The sequence below is a fragment of the Coleofasciculus sp. A1-SPW-01 genome (assembly GCF_040217205.1).
GTDB classification, from domain to species: domain Bacteria; phylum Cyanobacteriota; class Cyanobacteriia; order Cyanobacteriales; family Coleofasciculaceae; genus Coleofasciculus; species Coleofasciculus chthonoplastes_A.
This window is the reverse complement of the sequence record NZ_JAVJNP010000128.1, coordinates 104,074-120,971: the sequence shown is the minus strand read 5'-3', so window position 1 is coordinate 120,971 and position 16,898 is coordinate 104,074. Positions and strand designations below refer to the sequence as shown.

Sequence of the window (16,898 nt, the reverse complement as noted above, 5' to 3'; positions counted from 1 at the left end):
CGTAAGGAAAAAAATAAATGGTAGATAATTTAATTGATACAACGGTTGCCCCAAAACAACTTCGATTTAAGCCTGGAGGTCTACCCGCTTCATTTGAAGTTAAGGTCGTTAATGATAGCGATCGCTTTGCCAGTTTCCAGGTGGAAGTGACGGCGGCTGGAGTTGATGCTGATCGGCTTCCAGATTGGTACAAGATCTCCCCAGAAGTGAGTACCAAAAAGCCTCCAGGTGACGTTACCCATTTTCAGGTGGCGATTGTCGATAATCCTGTGCCTGGTTTTGTCGGATTGATGAACCTAACCGTGCGTGTCTTCTCCATGGAACTCCCGGATGAAGACCGAGAAGTGCTGCGGTTGATTCTAGAACAGGGTACGGGTTCAATTCCGTTAAAATTGGATTTGCCTGTGCGGGAGTTTCAAGAATATCCGGCAAATGAAGATGAAATTCCAGTACGAGTTTATAATCCCAGTCAACTGGAAACCCATGTTACGTTGAAACTTTCGGGCTTAGATCCAACCTGGATTGTTGATGGAACTGAACGCCAGTTATATCTACCTCCAAACGGACAAGTCACTGAAACATTTATTTGCCAAATTCCTGACATTTCCCAAGCCCCCAGCCGGATTTATCCCTTTGCGATCGCGGCGACTCATCGCCATGGTTCTCCCACCCAAGTGGAAGGTACGCTAGAAGTTTTACCTATGGGGTTGGTGGAGTTTAGCGCCACTCCCAAACAGCAGCAAATTCCCGCCAAACGCACTTGGATACCCAACTGGCGGAATTCCCCGGTTCCCTACACCTTGGAATTTGAGAATCATAGCAATCTTCAGCAACAGGTTACTGTTACTATTCAGGGTGAAGACAAAGAGGACTGTACTTTAGAATTACCGGATAAACCCGCTGAATTGAATCCGGGTCAAACGGCTCAAGCGCCGCTTAGAGTTCAAGCCAGACGCCATTTATGGGGTCGAAAAAAGGAACTTTCTTTAGAAGCCATGGCGACATTATCGGATCAGCGTTTAGGAAATACTAATCCCACGAGTCAATTTTTGAAACTGGATGTTTATCCAATTATTCCAACTTGGTTACTCCTAGGTGGTGGACTCCTGCTTTTATATTTTATCTGGTGGCTATCTTGGCTCAATCCCGATAATAAGTTTTTTGGACACCACGATGCTGTCAATTCTGTGCAATTTAATGGCATGAGCCAGAATGTCGTCAGTGGGTCTAATGATCAATCCTTAATTAAATGGCGAGTTGATGGCTTTTTTAATTACTTTGCGAATCCAGAAGTGGAGAAAATTGCCAAGACAGGGAAAGCCGTGCGGGTGATTCGTTATAAACCAGTCGATAATAACGTGGTGGCTGCTGGATTAGAAAATGGCGAGATTCAACTGTTAAATTTATTGGCAGAAACGCCCAAATTAATGATGTCTTTTTCCCAAGAAAAGGATGATCGAGTTTTGGCGTTAGAGTTTACAGATGATTCACGGTATCTTTTTAGTGGTCACGGCAGTGGCTTGATCTTAGGGTGGGATATTCAACAAAGTTTAGCGGATACGATAACTGGCGGAAATAGCAGTCAGGAACCTCTGTTGAGGGGACAATCTGATTTTGCGGTTTATGCCCTAAAATTTGTGGGACTCGGCAATCAAAATTTAGCTGTTGCTGGACGGTTTAACCAATTGGTTATTTGGAATTTGTCCCAATCAGAGAATGTGACCGTTCCCGTGCAGTATCGTCAAAATGGTCAGTATCGTCCAGGAGGTCAAGATGACTATATTTTCAGTATCGATGTTGCGAATATGAAACCCTATCTCATGGCAACGGCTGACAATCAGGGTTATATTACCTTGTGGAATATGGAATCCTGCTTGGTAGAGGGTCAAGCGTCTTGTGAAATTATTGACCAATGGCAAAATGGTCATGGTAGTCTACCTGTACGATCTGTGGCTTTGAGTAACGGGGGTTGTTACTTAGCCAGTGGCGGTGATGATGGACGAACGATGCTTTGGCCCCTCACGACTCAGGGGAAACGAGCAGAACAATATTTAGAGGGTATCGAAGTGGATAAGTCATTTGACAACAGAAAATTCAATAGTGTTGATATCAATGTTTTAAACAGAAATATCCTAATCGCCAGTGGTAGTGATGATACCCAGGTACGGGTAGAAGACAAGAAACGACTGCAAGAGTTAGGGTGCGATCGCGATGAGTGAGGACGCTTGATGAAGCTCAGACGTCTAATTCTAGCTAGCATCACCACCTTCTTCACCACTTTACCTGCGGCGGCTGATCAGTGGGTATTTGTTGCCCGTGATCACAATGATATTGACTACTACGTTGACCCAGAATTTGTCGAACGTCGCCATAATACGGTCTGGTTCTGGCAGATGTCTGTCTTTCCAGAACCGGATGAACAAGGACTATTAGCGCGAAAGACTTACAGTGCGATGATTTGTCCACTGCGGGCTTGGCGTCCTGTCGCGATCGCTCGCTTCAATGTTCAAGGTGAATTGATCACTCGTACCCAGTTGAGTAACGATGAACCGTTACAATTTTTTACCTCCGGTAGCGTTGGTGAGGCAATATGGAAATTAGTTTGCCAAACGGAAGATTTTTCCTGATCGGATCAAGTCCATGCTGTAGGAAAAAACGGTAGATGCACCCTGGTTATAGACTTCAGCCTCACGGCTGAGGTTTTTTTTCGAGAAAATGCCGGATTTTGGTAGAATCTATAACGGCATAAGCTAGGTGAACATAAGTGCAATTAAGGTTTAAATGCCGAACAGCTTAAAGTTTTGAGTTAACCCCCCCAGCTTCCCCATCTTCCCCAGCTTCCCCATCTTCCCCAGCAAAAACTATGACTCGCGTCGTTGGATTAATCAGTGGTACATCAGTTGATGGAATTGATGCAGCTTTCGTGGAGATTGCTGGTTCCGAATCCGATTTAACAGTGGAGTTATTGGCGGGAGCGACGTATCCCTACCCCGAAAAACTGCGATCGCAAATCCTTAATCTCTGTGCTGGTGGTTCTATATCGATGGCAGAATTCGCTTTATTAGATGATGCGATCGCGCGACAATTTGCTCAAGCCGCCCAAGCCATCCAAAAACACCACCCACCCGCCGCTACGCTGATCGGTTCCCACGGTCAAACCGTTTACCATCGTCCACCTGCTCCCCTGCACCTAGACGCGCCATGGCACGTCTCTACAAACACCCCTTTAGGCTATAGTCTTCAATTAGGACGGGGAGAGGTTATTGCTCACGCCACAGGGATTAAAACGGTCAGTAATTTCCGTGTCGCTGATATTACGGTTGGGGGTCAAGGAGCGCCCTTAGTCTCCAAAATTGATGCTTGTTTGCTCTCCTCCCCGACTCAGCACCGATGTATCCAAAATATCGGCGGAATTGGTAATGTTACTTACCTCCCTCCCTGTCAAGGAAATTGGTTAGATTTGGTCAGTGGTTGGGATACAGGACCAGGAAATACGCTGTTGGATTTAGCGGTACAGCATTTTACCCAGGGGAGTCAATCTTATGACCAAGACGGAAACTGGGCACGACAGGGGACGGTTTGTCAACCCCTGCTCAACCAATGGTTAAGCCACGACTTTTTCCAGCAACCCCCGCCTAAATCCACAGGGCGAGAATTATTCGGCTGGGATTATTTACACCAATGTATTGCCAAGAGTCAAGCCTATTCTCTGAGTCCGGCTGATCTATTGGCAACCCTAACCGAACTCACCGTCGCCTCTATAGAGGACAGCTATCGTCACTTTTTACCAAAGATGCCTGATCAGATATTCCTGTGTGGTGGGGGTAGTCGCAATCTCTACCTAAAAGAGCGCTTACAAAGTCGGTTACAGTCGGTGGATATACAAAAAACGGATCAGGCTGGGGTGAGTGGAGATTTCAAAGAAGCGATCGCCTTTGCCGTTTTAGCCTATTGGCGAGACTTGGGCATTTGCGGGAATCTCCCACCCGTTACGGGCGCGAAGCAAGCGGTACTTTTGGGTAATATTGCGCCATCCTAAATAATTAACTCAGAATCAAGCATTTCTTGTCCACTTGGGACTACACTGAATACTGAACACAATTGCCTATTTTTTTATCCTAATGACTACCATTTTGGCAATCTGCTTGGTCAGGCATTGCGCCATAGTTAAGGACAAATTCAACCAGCACTATTCGATTAGAGGCAAAGGGTAACGCTGTGGCTCACACCTTTTTAATGGAGGCAGGACGCTGGACACTCCAGGGAAATTGGCTGGAGCGCAATGGATCGCTTCTCAGCGTGAGAGGGAAAACAATTGTTGCCTGGGGTCGAGAAAACTGGTTTACGATGGTAACCAAGCTGGTTTTTCCCGACGATGAGCGCGAGGATATTTCTTTCCAATATCGGGGGCGTCTTGATGCCGGAGAACGGCAGTACACCTTCGTCTTACAACATAGTGTTTTGGGTCGTGTTGAGGGCGAAGGTTGGATCACTCCAGAATCAATTGTGCAACGCTATTGGGTTTTAAGCGATCGCCAAAGACGTAGTGGTTTTGAAACCCGACACCAACTGGATGATAATACCTACTACCTCTCCAGTAGCATCATGGCGGGTCATTATCTGACCAGCACAATGGAAGCAACGCTAGAACGACAGCCTGGATAGCACAAGCTTATAATCAGAAGTATAAAGTGTGAAGTATCAACGGTCAGCACCCCGCACTGAAGTAATCAGGCTTCGAGCCTCCAGTTTGGTTAGCAACCGTTCTTCTTGTATGCCTCTCCGGTTGAAAGACACGGAGTTTCCTACATCGGAGGTATTTTGATGAAATCACTCACTGGGATTTGACCGTCCTAAAAATCTGTGACGTTGTACCTGCTTTTCCTGTGTTAGCGTAGCAAGATATAGTCTGGGATGGACTGATAAATTCTATGTAATCCTTGACTTATGAAACTTATTAAGTTAATAGATTTCGGTTTACCACAAGTGTAGCTCCAGTTGAGCGCTCAATAAAGTGATGAACTCTAGCTGGTCAAAATGGCACAATGGAACGAGTAACCGAGTGAGTTATTGGGTCTAGTTCAATTGAATGCTACTTGCCGAATTGCGCTTGGGTCAAACTGGTAAATAGGTATCGTTCACAACTGCTCCAAGCTCTCACTAAACCAATCATGACAAAAGACCCTAATCATGGTCGCATACTCGCCAACCGCTATCAACTCGTTGGGTTGATCGGTCAGGGCGCTATGGGTCAAGTTTATAAAGCTAAAGATATGTTACTTGGCGGCGTGATTGTCGCTGTCAAATTCATATCCCAAACCTTACTCAACCAAAAAATGCGCGATCGCTTTGAGCGAGAAGCAACAATCTGTGCGCTACTTGGGGAAAAAAGTAATCATATCGTGCGCGTCCGGGACTATGGCGTGGATGAGAATGATATTTCGTTTTACGTCATGGAGTTCCTCGAAGGCAATAGCTTAAGTGAAATCATTCGCGAGCAATCCCTCCCCTTACCTCGCTTTCTCAATATTAGCCGTCAGATTAGTTTAGGGCTGCAATGCGCTCATAAGGGAATCGTGATCGAAGGGGAACAAAGCCCAATTATCCACCGAGATATTAAACCCAGTAATATTCTCGTGGTACAAGACGCCTCCTTCGGGGAACTGGTTAAAATTCTTGACTTTGGCATTGCCAAGCTGATCCAATCCAACAGCGAGCAAACCCACTCGTTTATGGGGACATTAGCCTATTGTTCCCCCGAACAAATGGAGGGGCGAGAACTCGATAACCGCTCTGACATTTACAGTCTGGGCGTGATGATGTTTGAGATGCTCACCGGGGAAATGCCCATTGTAGGCGAATCGAATTCCTTTGGCGGGTGGTACAAAGCTCATCACTTCAGCCCACCGCGCCGCTTTGAATCCGCCAAACCCGATTTGAAATTGCCTAAAGCCCTAGAAACACTGGTGATGAGTTGTCTGGCAAAAGAAGCCAGCGATCGCCCGCAAACCATTGAGGAAGTCATCCAGACATTAGAACCCTTAGAACAGCGTTTTGGTCAAGGACGACAACTCGGTCAGCGGATTGGTGCTGTACTCTCGAAAATACCCCGCGCCGAAGAACCCCCCCAGAAGCCTCCCGCTCGTTCTATTGAAGACCTTTGCTTACAAACGTCGTGGCCCAAAAACAAACCCCAAGCCTCGATTGTTTTTCCGCATATTATTCGTACCAGTCAGGAACTATTAGCCACCCTTTGGGTGATGCTGACCAAGGACGATATTGAAAACCGCCGAATTAGCACCCGCTATAACCAATTCCTATTTCTGATGTCTCCCCATCCCATGGTGTTATGGATTACAGCCCTACACAATCGGCAACATGGCGCTCGTTGGCTAACCTGTTATTTGGATCTGAAAACAGCCATGGGTCAAAAAGTGATCCGAATTTTAGGAGAATCAGGAAACTATCGGATTTTATTCTTTGCCCTGACTGAACCCCAACGCTGCGCCAACGTGATGACCGCCACCATTGCCTCAACTCAGCGAAAACTACTCCTGGATTGGGCAAATGCCAGCCATGCAGCTATGCCCAGCACTCAGCCTCAGCTCAGTAAAAGAATTCTCAAGCAAGAGCTGGAGAAACTTAAGCCGAAAATTGTGATGAAGCTAGAAGCAGTTCACACGGATTATCCTACCGACATTTCTGGATAGGATTGAATGTTCTGTAGGGGCGGGTTTAGGGACTCATACCAAGTTGCGTTCTATCATGTCATTCTGAGCGAAGCGAAGAATCTGGACAGATGCTTCGCGTCACTCCGTTTCACTGCGTTCTGCTCAGCATGACAAATTCTACCTTAGACTGCAACTTGGTATCCATTCCGCTAGTCATTGATAACTGAGCAACAAAACCCGCCCTGATTCAATTGTGGGGGCGGGTTTAGTCAGATTCGGGTGGTCAAATGGCTTCCCCCTTTTTAAGGGGGACGGAAGGGGGATCAAATAGGGGGACGGGAGGGGGATCTGAAGGGGGACTTTGATCTACTGTACTTTATTACAGCGCAAAGAGCTGTAATTGTCGGTTAAAGCTGCTTCACCTCAGCCACAAGCTGCGCCACAACATCCTTAGCGCTACCAAACAACATCATCGTCTTATCGCCGTAGAACAGCTCATTTTCAATCCCAGCAAAGCCCGCATTCATGCTTCGCTTAATCACGATCGCATGTTTTGCCTTATCGACATCGAGAATCGGCATCCCATAAATCGGACTACTGCTATTGCTGCGAGCGGCTGGATTTACCACATCATTGGCACCAATGACAAGGGCAACATCCGTATTATCAAACTGAGGATTGATGTCATCCATGTCGTAGAGATAGTCATAAGAGACATTCGCTTCGGCTAAAAGTACGTTCATGTGTCCCGGCATCCGACCCGCAACTGGGTGAATGGCGTATTTGACCTCAACGCCCAGTTTTTCAAGCTGATCGGCTAATTCGCGCACTGTATGTTGTGCCTGAGCCACTGCCATCCCATACCCTGGAACAACGACCACGGAGCGGGCATAGCCCAACATCATTGCCCCTTCTTCGGCATCAATACTATGGACAACTTTGTCACCGACGCCACCGGCATCACCAGCACCGCCTTTGACTTCACCGCTACCAAAGGCACTAAATAGCACGTTGGGTAAGGAACGGTTCATCGCCTTACACATAATGTTGGTCAGGATTAAACCGGAAGCCCCAACTAACGCCCCAGCCACAATCAGCATATCGTTCATCACGACAAAACCTGCCGCGCTCGCCGCTAACCCGGAAAACGAGTTCAGCAGTGAGATCACCACAGGCATATCGCCACCGCCAATGGGGAGGACAAAGAAAATCCCTAACACTGAGGAGATACCCACCATCGCCAGAAAGATGGTTGTATTGTCCGGTGTGACTAATAGGTAACCACTACAGACTAAAAAGCTAATCAGGAGTAAGGCATTAAATACTTGCTGCAAGGGAAACTTTACGGGTTTACCCGTAATCAACCCCTGTAACTTACCAAATGCTACAAAACTCCCGGTGAGCGTAACCCCACCAATTAGCACACCCAGAATCACGGTAATCGTAGACCCTAAAGGTACACCTTGACCCGCGTTCAGCAAGCGCCAAAATTCCCCGATCGCGACTAAGGCTGAGGCGGCACCACCCAACCCATTCAGCAAGCCTACCATTTGAGGCATGGCAGTCATCGCCACTTTATAGGCTGCCGTCACACCAATCACAGCACCAATGGCGATTCCCACCAAAATCATTTGATAATTTAAGACCTGTTGGTTCAGCAGAGTTGCCACCACAGCTAGCAGCATCCCGACTGAAGCCCACACATTTCCTTGGCGTGCTGTCGCTGGTGATCCCAGCTTTTTCAGCCCAAAGATAAATAATCCGGTTGCGACTAAATACGTCAGTTCAATCCCAGTTGGTAGAAAGTCGGTCATGCGCTCACCTCTCTTATTTCTTAAACATTTGCAACATGCGATCCGTAACCAGGAAACCGCCCACCACGTTAACCGTGGCTAGCACGACAGCCACTAAACCCAAAATGACGGTGACATTCCATTCCTTCGATCCGGAGATAAGCAATGCACCGATGACGGCAATCCCGGAAATGGCATTTGCCCCAGACATCAAGGGAGTATGCAGGGTGGGTGGCACTTTGTTGATCACTTCAAAACCAACAAAGGCGGCTAAGACAAAGACAAATAAACTGGCAATGAATGTGGTAGTCATCTTTTTCTCCTTTTTCGCGGTTCATGATACTCGCGTATCTTCCAAGAGGTTACAGGGTGGTGAGATAGGGACAAACCCTTCAACCTGACTTGTTTGGCAGTATTGCACAAACAACTAGACCCGCCAGACGTTTCACCGGAGGAGTCTCTACAACCCCAGATCCTCTTAGACGGTTGTACTCATTTGAGAGAGGGCATCTTTCACCCGCTGATTGCGAATTTCGCCAGCATGGGTAATACAGGTGTTGTCTACAATATCATCCTCAAAATCGAGGTGTAACTGTCCTTCTTTGACCAGGTACTGTAATAACGTTGAGATATTCTTGGCGTACATCTGGCTGGCGTGGGTGGGCATGGACGCGGGAACATTAATTGGACCAATAACGGTGACGCCATGACGGACAATATCTTTCCCCGCTTCAGTAACGGCACAGTTTCCACCTTGTTCAGCAGCGAGATCCACGATAACTGAACCCGGAGTCATTTGCTGTACCATCTCCTCCGTCACCAGTAAGGGGGCTGTTTTGCCCGGAACTTGGGCGGTGGTAATCACTACATCCGCTTGCTTAACCCGTTCAGCGATCACCTCTTGAGTGCGCTGCTTCGCCGCCTCAGAGATTTCTTTAGCATACCCACCTTCAGCCACAGTATCTTCTTGGAGATCGACCTCGACAAACTTAGCTCCCAGGCTTTCCACTTCTTCCTTCACCGCCGGACGAATATCAAAGGCTTCCACCATCGCACCTAGGCGTCGAGCAGTCGCGATCGCTTGCAGTCCAGCTACGCCTGCACCCAGGATAAACACTTTTGAGGGTTTGATTGTTCCCGCTGCTGTAGTTAACATGGGAAAGAATTTCGGTAACGCGGCGGCGGCAATCAGTACCGCTTTGTACCCGGCTACCCCAGCTTGGGAAGATAGCGCATCCATACTCTGGGCGCGACTGGTACGGGGAATCAGCTCCATACTGAAGGCAGTCACCTTGCGATTTGCCAGTTTCTGGGCAACCTCTGGCTTACCTAGGGGACTCAGGAAGCTAATTAGTGTTGAGCCTTCCCGCATCTGGTTGATTTCATCATCTTTGGGGATGCCCACTTTTACGATCACATCAGCTTCAGCCCAGAGTTTACCTGGATCTGAGACTAGGGTAGCTCCCGCCTCCTCATAAGCGCGATCGCTAAAAAACGATGCCTCTCCCGCACCATTTTCCACCCAAATCTCTAAGCCCTGTTTGACCAAACGGGCAACAGTATCCGGAATCAGGGCGACCCGATTTTCGCCCACTTCAATTTCTTTAACCAGTGCTATTTTCATGAAAACTCCTTATAGACTAACCGAAAAAACTATGACTTGGTCGTTAGGCTAATGCCATACAGACGAAGGTCGTATTTTTATGTCATGATAGCCCTTGTGCCTTCCTTTTGCATCAACACTATCTAAGCGATCTGTGCCTGGAAAAATTTGTCTGTCTTGAGGGCAATTCAGTGGAGTTTTTCATCCGTACTCTATTGGTTAAAGCTTTCATCCGAACTGGCTAGTGGAATTCCGCTGAGAGTTATATCAAATTAAAACTGTGACAGCTTTAGCGCACTCAATACACCTAGCTCAATGTCGATTAATTTGATAATCTGGATAGCTATAGATCGCCATTTTTTGGTAATAATCAGAAGTATGAGCAGGTTTTTCCAAAATTTGTGTATATTTAACTACAGATATGACGAACTAGACAGAGAGTGACTATAAGCTGCCAGACACTTTAGCGGAGTCAAAGCCGAGAGTCAAGAAGGTCATACTCACTTCTCTCTAACTCCCACTCCCCCAGCTCCCTCAGCTCCCCCAGGCACTTTTGCCACCTCTTGAGCGTCTGTACCATCGCCCGACTACGGTAGGACTAAAATCTGTTACAGTCAAAGACTGTAAAGTTTAGTAAAAATCTTAGTTTTTTTTACCGCGAAAGGTTCCCCATTTATGTTTATCCGCAAATCTCCTCTAGGACGCTTCGTTTCAGCCGTTGCCTTAACAGGCTGTTTATTCACTGGTGTAGCCGTTCGGACATTAGCTCAGAGTAATCCCGGACTCACTATATTTAGCGGTGTGCAACGGGAAAATATTCTCAGGTATTATTTGGGATTTGGAGGTCGAGCCAATCAATGGGATCGATACTACCTCAGGATTCCCAGCAAGAAGATGGAATTGGCGGTGCAGCAGTTTGTCGTTCGTTATCCAGATTATTACACCGGAAAATTTGACACAGATCGGATTGAGGTAAGAGTTGACGGCGAATCACTACCCATTGCTGAGGTAGATTGGGATAAAGAGAATTACCAGCTACAGATTTATATGCAGGAGCCAGTTCCAGCCCAGGAGAAGGTGGAGATTGTGTTGTCTAATGTGAAAAATCCCCGGTTTGGCGGTACTTTTTATTTTGAATGCCTAGTGTGGACTCCCGGTCATGTTCCCCTACCCCGTTATATGGGAACCTGGATTCTGATGATTAGTTAGGCGGTTGGAATGTTACGATAGTAGATCGTGATTCTTTGGTAAACAGGGTAAAGTAGTATAATGACTTTCGCTTTCTCCCTGTTTTCCAAACTTAAAAGATGTAGCGCGATAAACAATAAACCATGACAAAACGTACATTAGGCGGTAGTAACCGCAAGCAAAAACGCAAATCAGGATTTCGCGCCCGCATGCGAACCAAAAACGGTCGAGCTGTGATTAAAGCCCGCCGCAGTAAAGGACGTTATCGTTTAGCCGTGTAGTGTTATCTTGTCAAGGTTCAGGACTGACGCCAAATTCACTGTTAGGCGTTGAGAGTCGCGTAGGGTGCTTAATCATGCGCCCTATCGCCCCTTTACTGACATAAGACGAATGACCAAGGACAAATAACAATTGTTGCCCCAGGCGAATCGACTCAAGCATTGGCGAGATTTTAAGGCAGTATACCAAAAAGGAATTCGTCGCTATGGACGTCATTTAACAGTGCGAGGTTTACATTTGCCTAGGGTTAGCCATGAGAATGGTCTCCGTTCAGGCAAGTTACAGCTCAATCCTAAAAATCTACCCCCCACTCGCATCGGTATTTCCGTCAGCCAAAAAGTCAGTAAAAAAGCCGTCGTCCGTAATCGGCTGAAACGTCAGATACGAGCGGCTTTGCGCCAATTATTGCCGCGACTAAAACCCGGTTGGCATGTCATAGTTGGAGTGCGTCCCAGTGCCTTGGAGTGCGATTATGCTCAATTTTTGCAAGAATTAGAGCAGTTATTGGTAGATGCTGAGGTAATAAATGGGCATTAAGGAAGAAACCTATTATGAGGGGGGTCCCCATATCGGTGATTTGATTATAAACATTTTGTTGGGGTTCACGGTTATCGCCCTGCCCTTAACCATTGGGGCGGTTGTGCGAGCGTTGTGGTTGCGCTATCGGGTGACAAATCGCCGCATTTCGGTGACAGGGGGATGGCAAGGGCGCGATCGCACGGATATTATCTACTCCGAAATTGCTCAACTGCGGAAAGTTCCCCGTGGTATAGGTCTGTGGGGAGATATTGTGGTTATCCTGAAAGATGGTAGCCGTTTAGAACTGAGGGCTATGCCTCAGTTTCGCGAAATTTACGATTATATCGGTGAAAAAGTTTCTGCCAAAACGGGTAAACCCCTAGATTCCGTTAAGGCTTAGAGTATAACGGCGGTGAGCAAGGGCGCAATGTTCGTGGGTGTCGGGTGTGGGGAATAATTGAACTCCTCACCTCGTTCAGACCACTCTAAGTTGAAGGAGCGCCAACCTGAGCAGAAATTTCTGCCAAATTTCTGTATTTTTGGGTACATTTTTCCATTGGATTTCTTTTGGCTGCCCCAGACGGCGATCGCCTGAAAGTCTCCCCCATAGGGTGAAAGCGTGGAAAATCCCCAGAGCAATTGCGGGACATTGCCTCCCATTGCCGCCAATATTCGATAAATTAGATTCAGAAAACGTTACAGCGCCTAGGTTGACTTTATACGAATGGATTTTGGTATCGGGTTTCTTTCCAACAACGTCATGCTGCCAATCCTGGATTTCTTTTACGGGATTGTGCCTAGCTACGGTCTTGCCATCGTGGCACTGACCCTGGTAATTCGCTTTGCTCTCTATCCCCTGAACGCAGGCTCCATTCGCAACATGAGGCGCATGCGAATTACCCAACCCTTAATGAAAAAGCGGCAAGAGGAAATTCAGCAACGCTATGGTGATGACAAGGTAAAACAACAAGAGGAGATGAGCAAACTCTTCCAGGAGTTTGGGAATCCCCTAGCCGGGTGTTTCCCTGTGCTGCTGCAAATGCCTGTCTTGTTTGCCCTATTCGCCACATTGCGGGGATCACCGTTTTCCAATGTGAACTACACGGTGGATGTACAAATCTTTCCCCGGGAGAAAATGGAGTTCATCCAGCCCCAAGCCTTTGCCACTAAACCCCAAAATATTTACTTTGCCGATGGGGTTCACTCACCCGTAGCCGCTGTCTTACCTAGTGGTAATCGGTTAGTGGTAGGGGAAAAAACCCCAATTGACTTTCAATCCGTTGAAGGAAAATCCCTAAGCACCCTGGAGAAGGAATATCCAGACACCAAAATTGTGCCTAAATGGGAAATCACCAAAGGGGAAGACAAGGTACGCTTGACAACAGATGGCACCCTGGAAGCCTTAGAACCGGGTGACGTCACCCTAAAGGCGACAATTCCTGGACTAGCCGCCGAGCGAGGATTCCTATTTATTAATGCCCTAGGGCGAGTGGGTGCCTTTGGAGATGATGGCGAAATCCACTTGGATATTGTGGGCATGATTCTATTTTTTGGCGTGAGTTTGTATGTAAACCAGGTTCTCACGGGTCAAAATGCTCCTAGTGGTTCATCCCAGCAAAATACGGTGAATAAGATTACGCCAGTTTTATTCTCCGGGATGTTCTTCTTCTTCCCCTTACCCGCCGGGGTGTTGATGTATATGGTGATTGCTAACGTTTTTCAGACGCTGCAATCCTTCATTTTGATGCGAGAACCCCTACCGGACAATATCCAAAAAATGGTTGAGGAGCAAGAAAAAGCGGAACAGAAAACCCAATCAAAGGACAAGTCCGGCGAAGGGCGAGAATCACTGCCATTTGAACCGAAACGTTCCAAGAAAAAAGCGTCAAGTTAGCTATGAGTAATCAGCAGCGGGGTCAACAGTGGCTAGAAGAGTTGCTACGCTTATCCAATGTGTCGGCGACAGTGCAAGTCACTGATGAGAACCAAGATAGTAAAGCCAACTACTGGTTAACCATTAATCAAAGCCAATTGACTGAGGCAGAGATTCAAACCCTGATTGGCGTTAATGGTAAGGTACTTGATGCGCTACAGTATCTGGCAAATGCAACGCTTAACCTCGGTAAGCCATTAGCAGATCAGGCGGCGTATACCGTTGAACTCAATGGTTACCGTCTACAGCGTCAAGAGGAACTCCGGATACTAGCAGATCAGGCGGCGCAGAAAGTACGAGAGACGGGTCAAGATTATGAACTGCGATCGCTCTCCGCTGCAGAACGCCGTCAAGTGCATACGTTGCTCCAGGAATGCGAAGATTTAGAAACCCACAGTCAGGGTCAAGAACCAAACCGTCGCTTGGTGGTGCGTCTGCGTCCTTAACTAAGGATTAGGGTTTAAAATCGGGGGTAGGGGTGGCTTGTTGGCAGCAAAGGAGTGGCATCATGGAAGTAATTTATATTCCTGGATTGCTTAAATTACCAGAGCAAACCGAGGTGATTCAGGTCAAAGAATTCCTGCCCGATTTAGAAACGCTAACGCCTGTGCGAGGAGGCTTGCAAGTTAAGCATCAAGGGAATTATTTAGAAGTATCGGCGCAAGCCGAAACGATTGTTACCCTAGCCTGTAACCGTTGTTTGCAGCAGTACAATCATCGGTTAACCCTGGATGTGTCGGAACTGGTTTGGTTAGATGAAGCCGCCGAGCAACAGGAGCTGGGTATCTTGGAACGAGAAACGCCCTTGGAGGAGTTAGTGGAAACCTTACATCCCCAAGGGTATTTTGATCCCAATAGTTGGCTTTATGAGCAATTGTGTCTAGAAATTCCACCCCGACAGTTATGTGACGCCAACTGTCCAGGAATTGTCATGGATGAGAATGATAGCACTAAGCCAACTGATCGGCGTTGGGATGCTCTGGAAATTTTGAAGGGAAAATTGCCAGGTTAATAGTCATTTGTCTTATGTCATTTGCCTAGATCCAGGTAGGGGCGGGTTTAGGGATAAATATTGATTATTTTCCGTCAACAACCCAGCGCTGACCGCTTAGGTGGTATAGCGTGGGCTTGAGAAATAATTCTTAAGCCCTGTTGTTGGACCTTAGTAGTTCGTTAATAGTAAGAGCTGCTCCGTTTATCGAGAATATATAGGCATCGTGGGGTGCAGGATTGACTATCCGTTTCCTAGCTCCACGCTCTGCGGTTTTTCATTAAACATTCCTGTTGGGTAGGGAAAGTATGGAAACATCAAAACCTTGATAAACATTGGCGAAGGAAACCACACCCTGAGCGAAGTCGAAGGGTGAAAACCTTAACTTTAGGTGAAAATGAAAGTTTACGTTATCAACAAACACGGGCGTCCCTTGATGCCCACAACTCCCAGGAAAGCAAGACTCTTGCTCAAAAATGGTAAAGCCAAAATCGTTGGACGCGACCCATTCACTATCCAGCTAGTCTACGGTTCGAGTGGTTACACTCAGCCTGTAGAGTTGGGTATTGACGCAGGGTACGAGAACATTGGATTCAGTGGCGTCAATGAGAAAGAGGAGGTGATAGGTGGCGAACTTAAAATGCTGAAGGGAATGTCTGAAAGGATTACCGAAAAGCGGAAGTATCGTCGTACTTGTCGAAATCGACTTAGATACCGAAAGCCGAGCTTTTCCAACCGAAGAGTCAATAAAGGATGGTTAGCACCCAGTATCCAGCACAAACTAGATACTCATCACCGCCTTATCGACAAAATCTGCCGCATCCTTCCAGTCAAAGCTGTAACTATTGAAGTAGCAGCATTTGATATCCAGAAAATCAACAATCCCACGATTAAGGGAGAGCAGTACCAGTACGGGGAAAAATATGGTTTCGACAACCTGCGGGAATATATCCTGCACCGGGATAGACACAAATGCCAGAATCCAAACTGTAAGAACAAAGCAGATAGTCCTATCCTGCAAGTTCACCATTTAGGCTTCTGGAAGAATCCCCCTGATCGTACAGACAGACCAGCTAATCTGGTAACTCTGTGTACTAAGTGTCATACCTCAAAGAACCATCATAAGATTGGGTTCCTGTTCGGATGGGAGCCAAAGCTCAAGTCGTTTAAGGGTGAAACCTTTATGACAATGGTGAGGTGGCGCTTAACAGAAGAAGGTCAACACAACTCAACTTTCGGCTATATCACCAAGGGTAAGCGCCGGGAGCTATCGATAGAGAAGTCCCACCACAATGATGCTTTTGTCATTGCTGGTGGGAGAACTCAATCTCGCGTAACCAAACCTCTGATGCTCGAACAAATCCGTCGTAACAAGCGGTCGATGGAGCAATTTTACGATGCCAAATATCGCGACCTCAGAGACGGGAAAACCCGATCTGGCTCAGAACTTTCTTCTGGTCGTAGAACAAGGAACATTAATCTTAATGGCGAGAATTTGAGACAGCATCGCGCTCACAAGGTAAGTGCCGGACGCCGCTCTATTAAGAAAAAACGATATCCCTATAAACAGCATGACTTAGTTCTGTTTGAAGGAACCATCTACAAAGTGATTGGAATGCAAAACCTAGGTGCTGGTGTAAAACTCAAAAACTATCCTGGAATAAAAAACAAAGTAGTTAAACCTTCTGCTGTAAAGCCTATTCGCAAGCGAGGAGGGCTATGTGAAGTTGTTTAGTAATTTAGATAATTCGAGGACATTGAGTCCTCAAATTATCCCACCTATCCATCCCAGCGCCGCCTTTCAGGACGGCGTGGGGCTTCCGGTGTTTTTTGCTAACTGGGATACAAAACCCGCCCTCCTCTCATTTCATTCAATACAGGTAAAATGAGGTGTGGTGACTGATTCGCTTGAAGTTGTTGC

17 protein-coding genes are annotated in these 16,898 nt (G+C 47.0%); 13 read left to right on the top strand and 4 right to left on the bottom strand.

Annotated elements, in window-relative coordinates; genetic code table 11:
* Positions 1 to 17: 17 nt before the first annotated feature.
* The 5 genes from RH949_RS19890 to RH949_RS19870 all read left to right on the top strand — a co-directional run bounded on the left by RH949_RS19890 (position 18) and on the right by RH949_RS19870 (position 6,710).
* Positions 18 to 2,219, top strand: coding sequence for a hypothetical protein (locus RH949_RS19890; RefSeq protein WP_446355577.1), 2,202 nt, complete (start codon positions 18 to 20; stop codon positions 2,217 to 2,219).
* 9 nt (positions 2,220 to 2,228) lie between these two features.
* Positions 2,229 to 2,627 (top strand): surface-adhesin E family protein, encoded by a 399-nt coding sequence (locus RH949_RS19885; RefSeq protein WP_446355575.1) that lies wholly within the window; start codon positions 2,229 to 2,231, stop codon positions 2,625 to 2,627.
* 236 nt (positions 2,628 to 2,863) lie between these two features.
* Positions 2,864 to 4,039 carry an anhydro-N-acetylmuramic acid kinase gene (locus RH949_RS19880; protein ID WP_446355573.1) on the top strand — a complete coding sequence of 392 codons (1,176 nt, stop codon included), beginning with the start codon at positions 2,864 to 2,866 and terminating at the stop codon, positions 4,037 to 4,039.
* Positions 4,040 to 4,218: 179 nt separating this feature from the next.
* Positions 4,219 to 4,665 (top strand): hypothetical protein, encoded by a 447-nt coding sequence (locus RH949_RS19875; protein ID WP_044210386.1) that lies wholly within the window; start codon positions 4,219 to 4,221, stop codon positions 4,663 to 4,665.
* Positions 4,666 to 5,171: 506 nt separating this feature from the next.
* Positions 5,172 to 6,710 carry a serine/threonine protein kinase gene (locus RH949_RS19870; protein ID WP_446355571.1) on the top strand — a complete coding sequence of 513 codons (1,539 nt, stop codon included), beginning with the start codon at positions 5,172 to 5,174 and terminating at the stop codon, positions 6,708 to 6,710.
* Between the two features lie 368 nt (positions 6,711 to 7,078).
* Here RH949_RS19870 and RH949_RS19865 read toward each other — a convergent pair whose 3' ends face one another.
* From RH949_RS19865 to RH949_RS19855, 3 genes are all read right to left on the bottom strand, one after another.
* Positions 7,079 to 8,485: an NAD(P)(+) transhydrogenase (Re/Si-specific) subunit beta gene (locus RH949_RS19865; RefSeq protein WP_006105129.1), complete on the bottom strand. Its 1,407-nt coding sequence runs from the start codon at positions 8,483 to 8,485 to the stop codon at positions 7,079 to 7,081.
* 13 nt (positions 8,486 to 8,498) lie between these two features.
* Positions 8,499 to 8,777 (bottom strand): NAD(P) transhydrogenase subunit alpha, encoded by a 279-nt coding sequence (locus RH949_RS19860; protein WP_006105018.1) that lies wholly within the window; start codon positions 8,775 to 8,777, stop codon positions 8,499 to 8,501.
* A gap of 165 nt (positions 8,778 to 8,942) precedes the next feature.
* Positions 8,943 to 10,088 (bottom strand): Re/Si-specific NAD(P)(+) transhydrogenase subunit alpha, encoded by a 1,146-nt coding sequence (locus RH949_RS19855; protein ID WP_446355568.1) that lies wholly within the window; start codon positions 10,086 to 10,088, stop codon positions 8,943 to 8,945.
* Between the two features lie 654 nt (positions 10,089 to 10,742).
* On the opposite strand from RH949_RS19855, the gene RH949_RS19850 reads away from it, so the two are divergent.
* From RH949_RS19850 to RH949_RS19835, 4 genes are all read left to right on the top strand, one after another.
* Positions 10,743 to 11,276, top strand: a complete 534-nt coding sequence (locus tag RH949_RS19850; protein ID WP_446355566.1) for a DUF2808 domain-containing protein — start codon at positions 10,743 to 10,745, stop codon at positions 11,274 to 11,276.
* 122 nt (positions 11,277 to 11,398) lie between these two features.
* On the top strand, positions 11,399 to 11,536 hold the full coding sequence (gene rpmH, locus RH949_RS19845; protein WP_006105140.1) for a 50S ribosomal protein L34: 138 nt from the start codon (positions 11,399 to 11,401) through the stop codon (positions 11,534 to 11,536).
* A gap of 130 nt (positions 11,537 to 11,666) precedes the next feature.
* The gene (rnpA, locus tag RH949_RS19840; protein ID WP_446355564.1) at positions 11,667 to 12,071 is read left to right on the top strand and encodes a ribonuclease P protein component; all 405 of its coding nucleotides are present in this window, start codon (positions 11,667 to 11,669) and stop codon (positions 12,069 to 12,071) included.
* A complete protein-coding gene (locus tag RH949_RS19835) occupies positions 12,061 to 12,453 on the top strand; it encodes a PH domain-containing protein (protein WP_044210391.1) in 393 nt (130 codons plus the stop codon). The genes rnpA and RH949_RS19835 overlap by 11 nt, the downstream gene beginning before the upstream one ends.
* Here the strand turns inward: RH949_RS19835 and RH949_RS19830 are convergent.
* Complete coding sequence (locus tag RH949_RS19830) at positions 12,450 to 12,713, bottom strand: hypothetical protein (RefSeq protein ID WP_044210394.1); 264 nt, start codon at positions 12,711 to 12,713, stop codon at positions 12,450 to 12,452. The genes RH949_RS19835 and RH949_RS19830 overlap by 4 nt on opposite strands.
* A 64-nt stretch (positions 12,714 to 12,777) precedes the next feature.
* Here RH949_RS19830 and yidC point away from each other — a divergent pair, with 64 nt between their 5' ends.
* From yidC to iscB, 4 genes are all read left to right on the top strand, one after another.
* Positions 12,778 to 13,947: a membrane protein insertase YidC gene (yidC, locus tag RH949_RS19825; RefSeq protein WP_446355561.1), complete on the top strand. Its 1,170-nt coding sequence runs from the start codon at positions 12,778 to 12,780 to the stop codon at positions 13,945 to 13,947.
* A 2-nt stretch (positions 13,948 to 13,949) separates the two neighbouring features.
* Positions 13,950 to 14,432 carry a Jag family protein gene (locus tag RH949_RS19820; protein ID WP_006105068.1) on the top strand — a complete coding sequence of 161 codons (483 nt, stop codon included), beginning with the start codon at positions 13,950 to 13,952 and terminating at the stop codon, positions 14,430 to 14,432.
* Between the two features lie 62 nt (positions 14,433 to 14,494).
* Positions 14,495 to 14,998 carry a YceD family protein gene (locus RH949_RS19815; protein ID WP_446355558.1) on the top strand — a complete coding sequence of 168 codons (504 nt, stop codon included), beginning with the start codon at positions 14,495 to 14,497 and terminating at the stop codon, positions 14,996 to 14,998.
* 376 nt (positions 14,999 to 15,374) lie between these two features.
* A complete protein-coding gene (gene iscB / locus RH949_RS19810) occupies positions 15,375 to 16,712 on the top strand; it encodes an RNA-guided endonuclease IscB (RefSeq protein WP_446355556.1) in 1,338 nt (445 codons plus the stop codon).
* Positions 16,713 to 16,898: the final 186 nt, after the last annotated feature.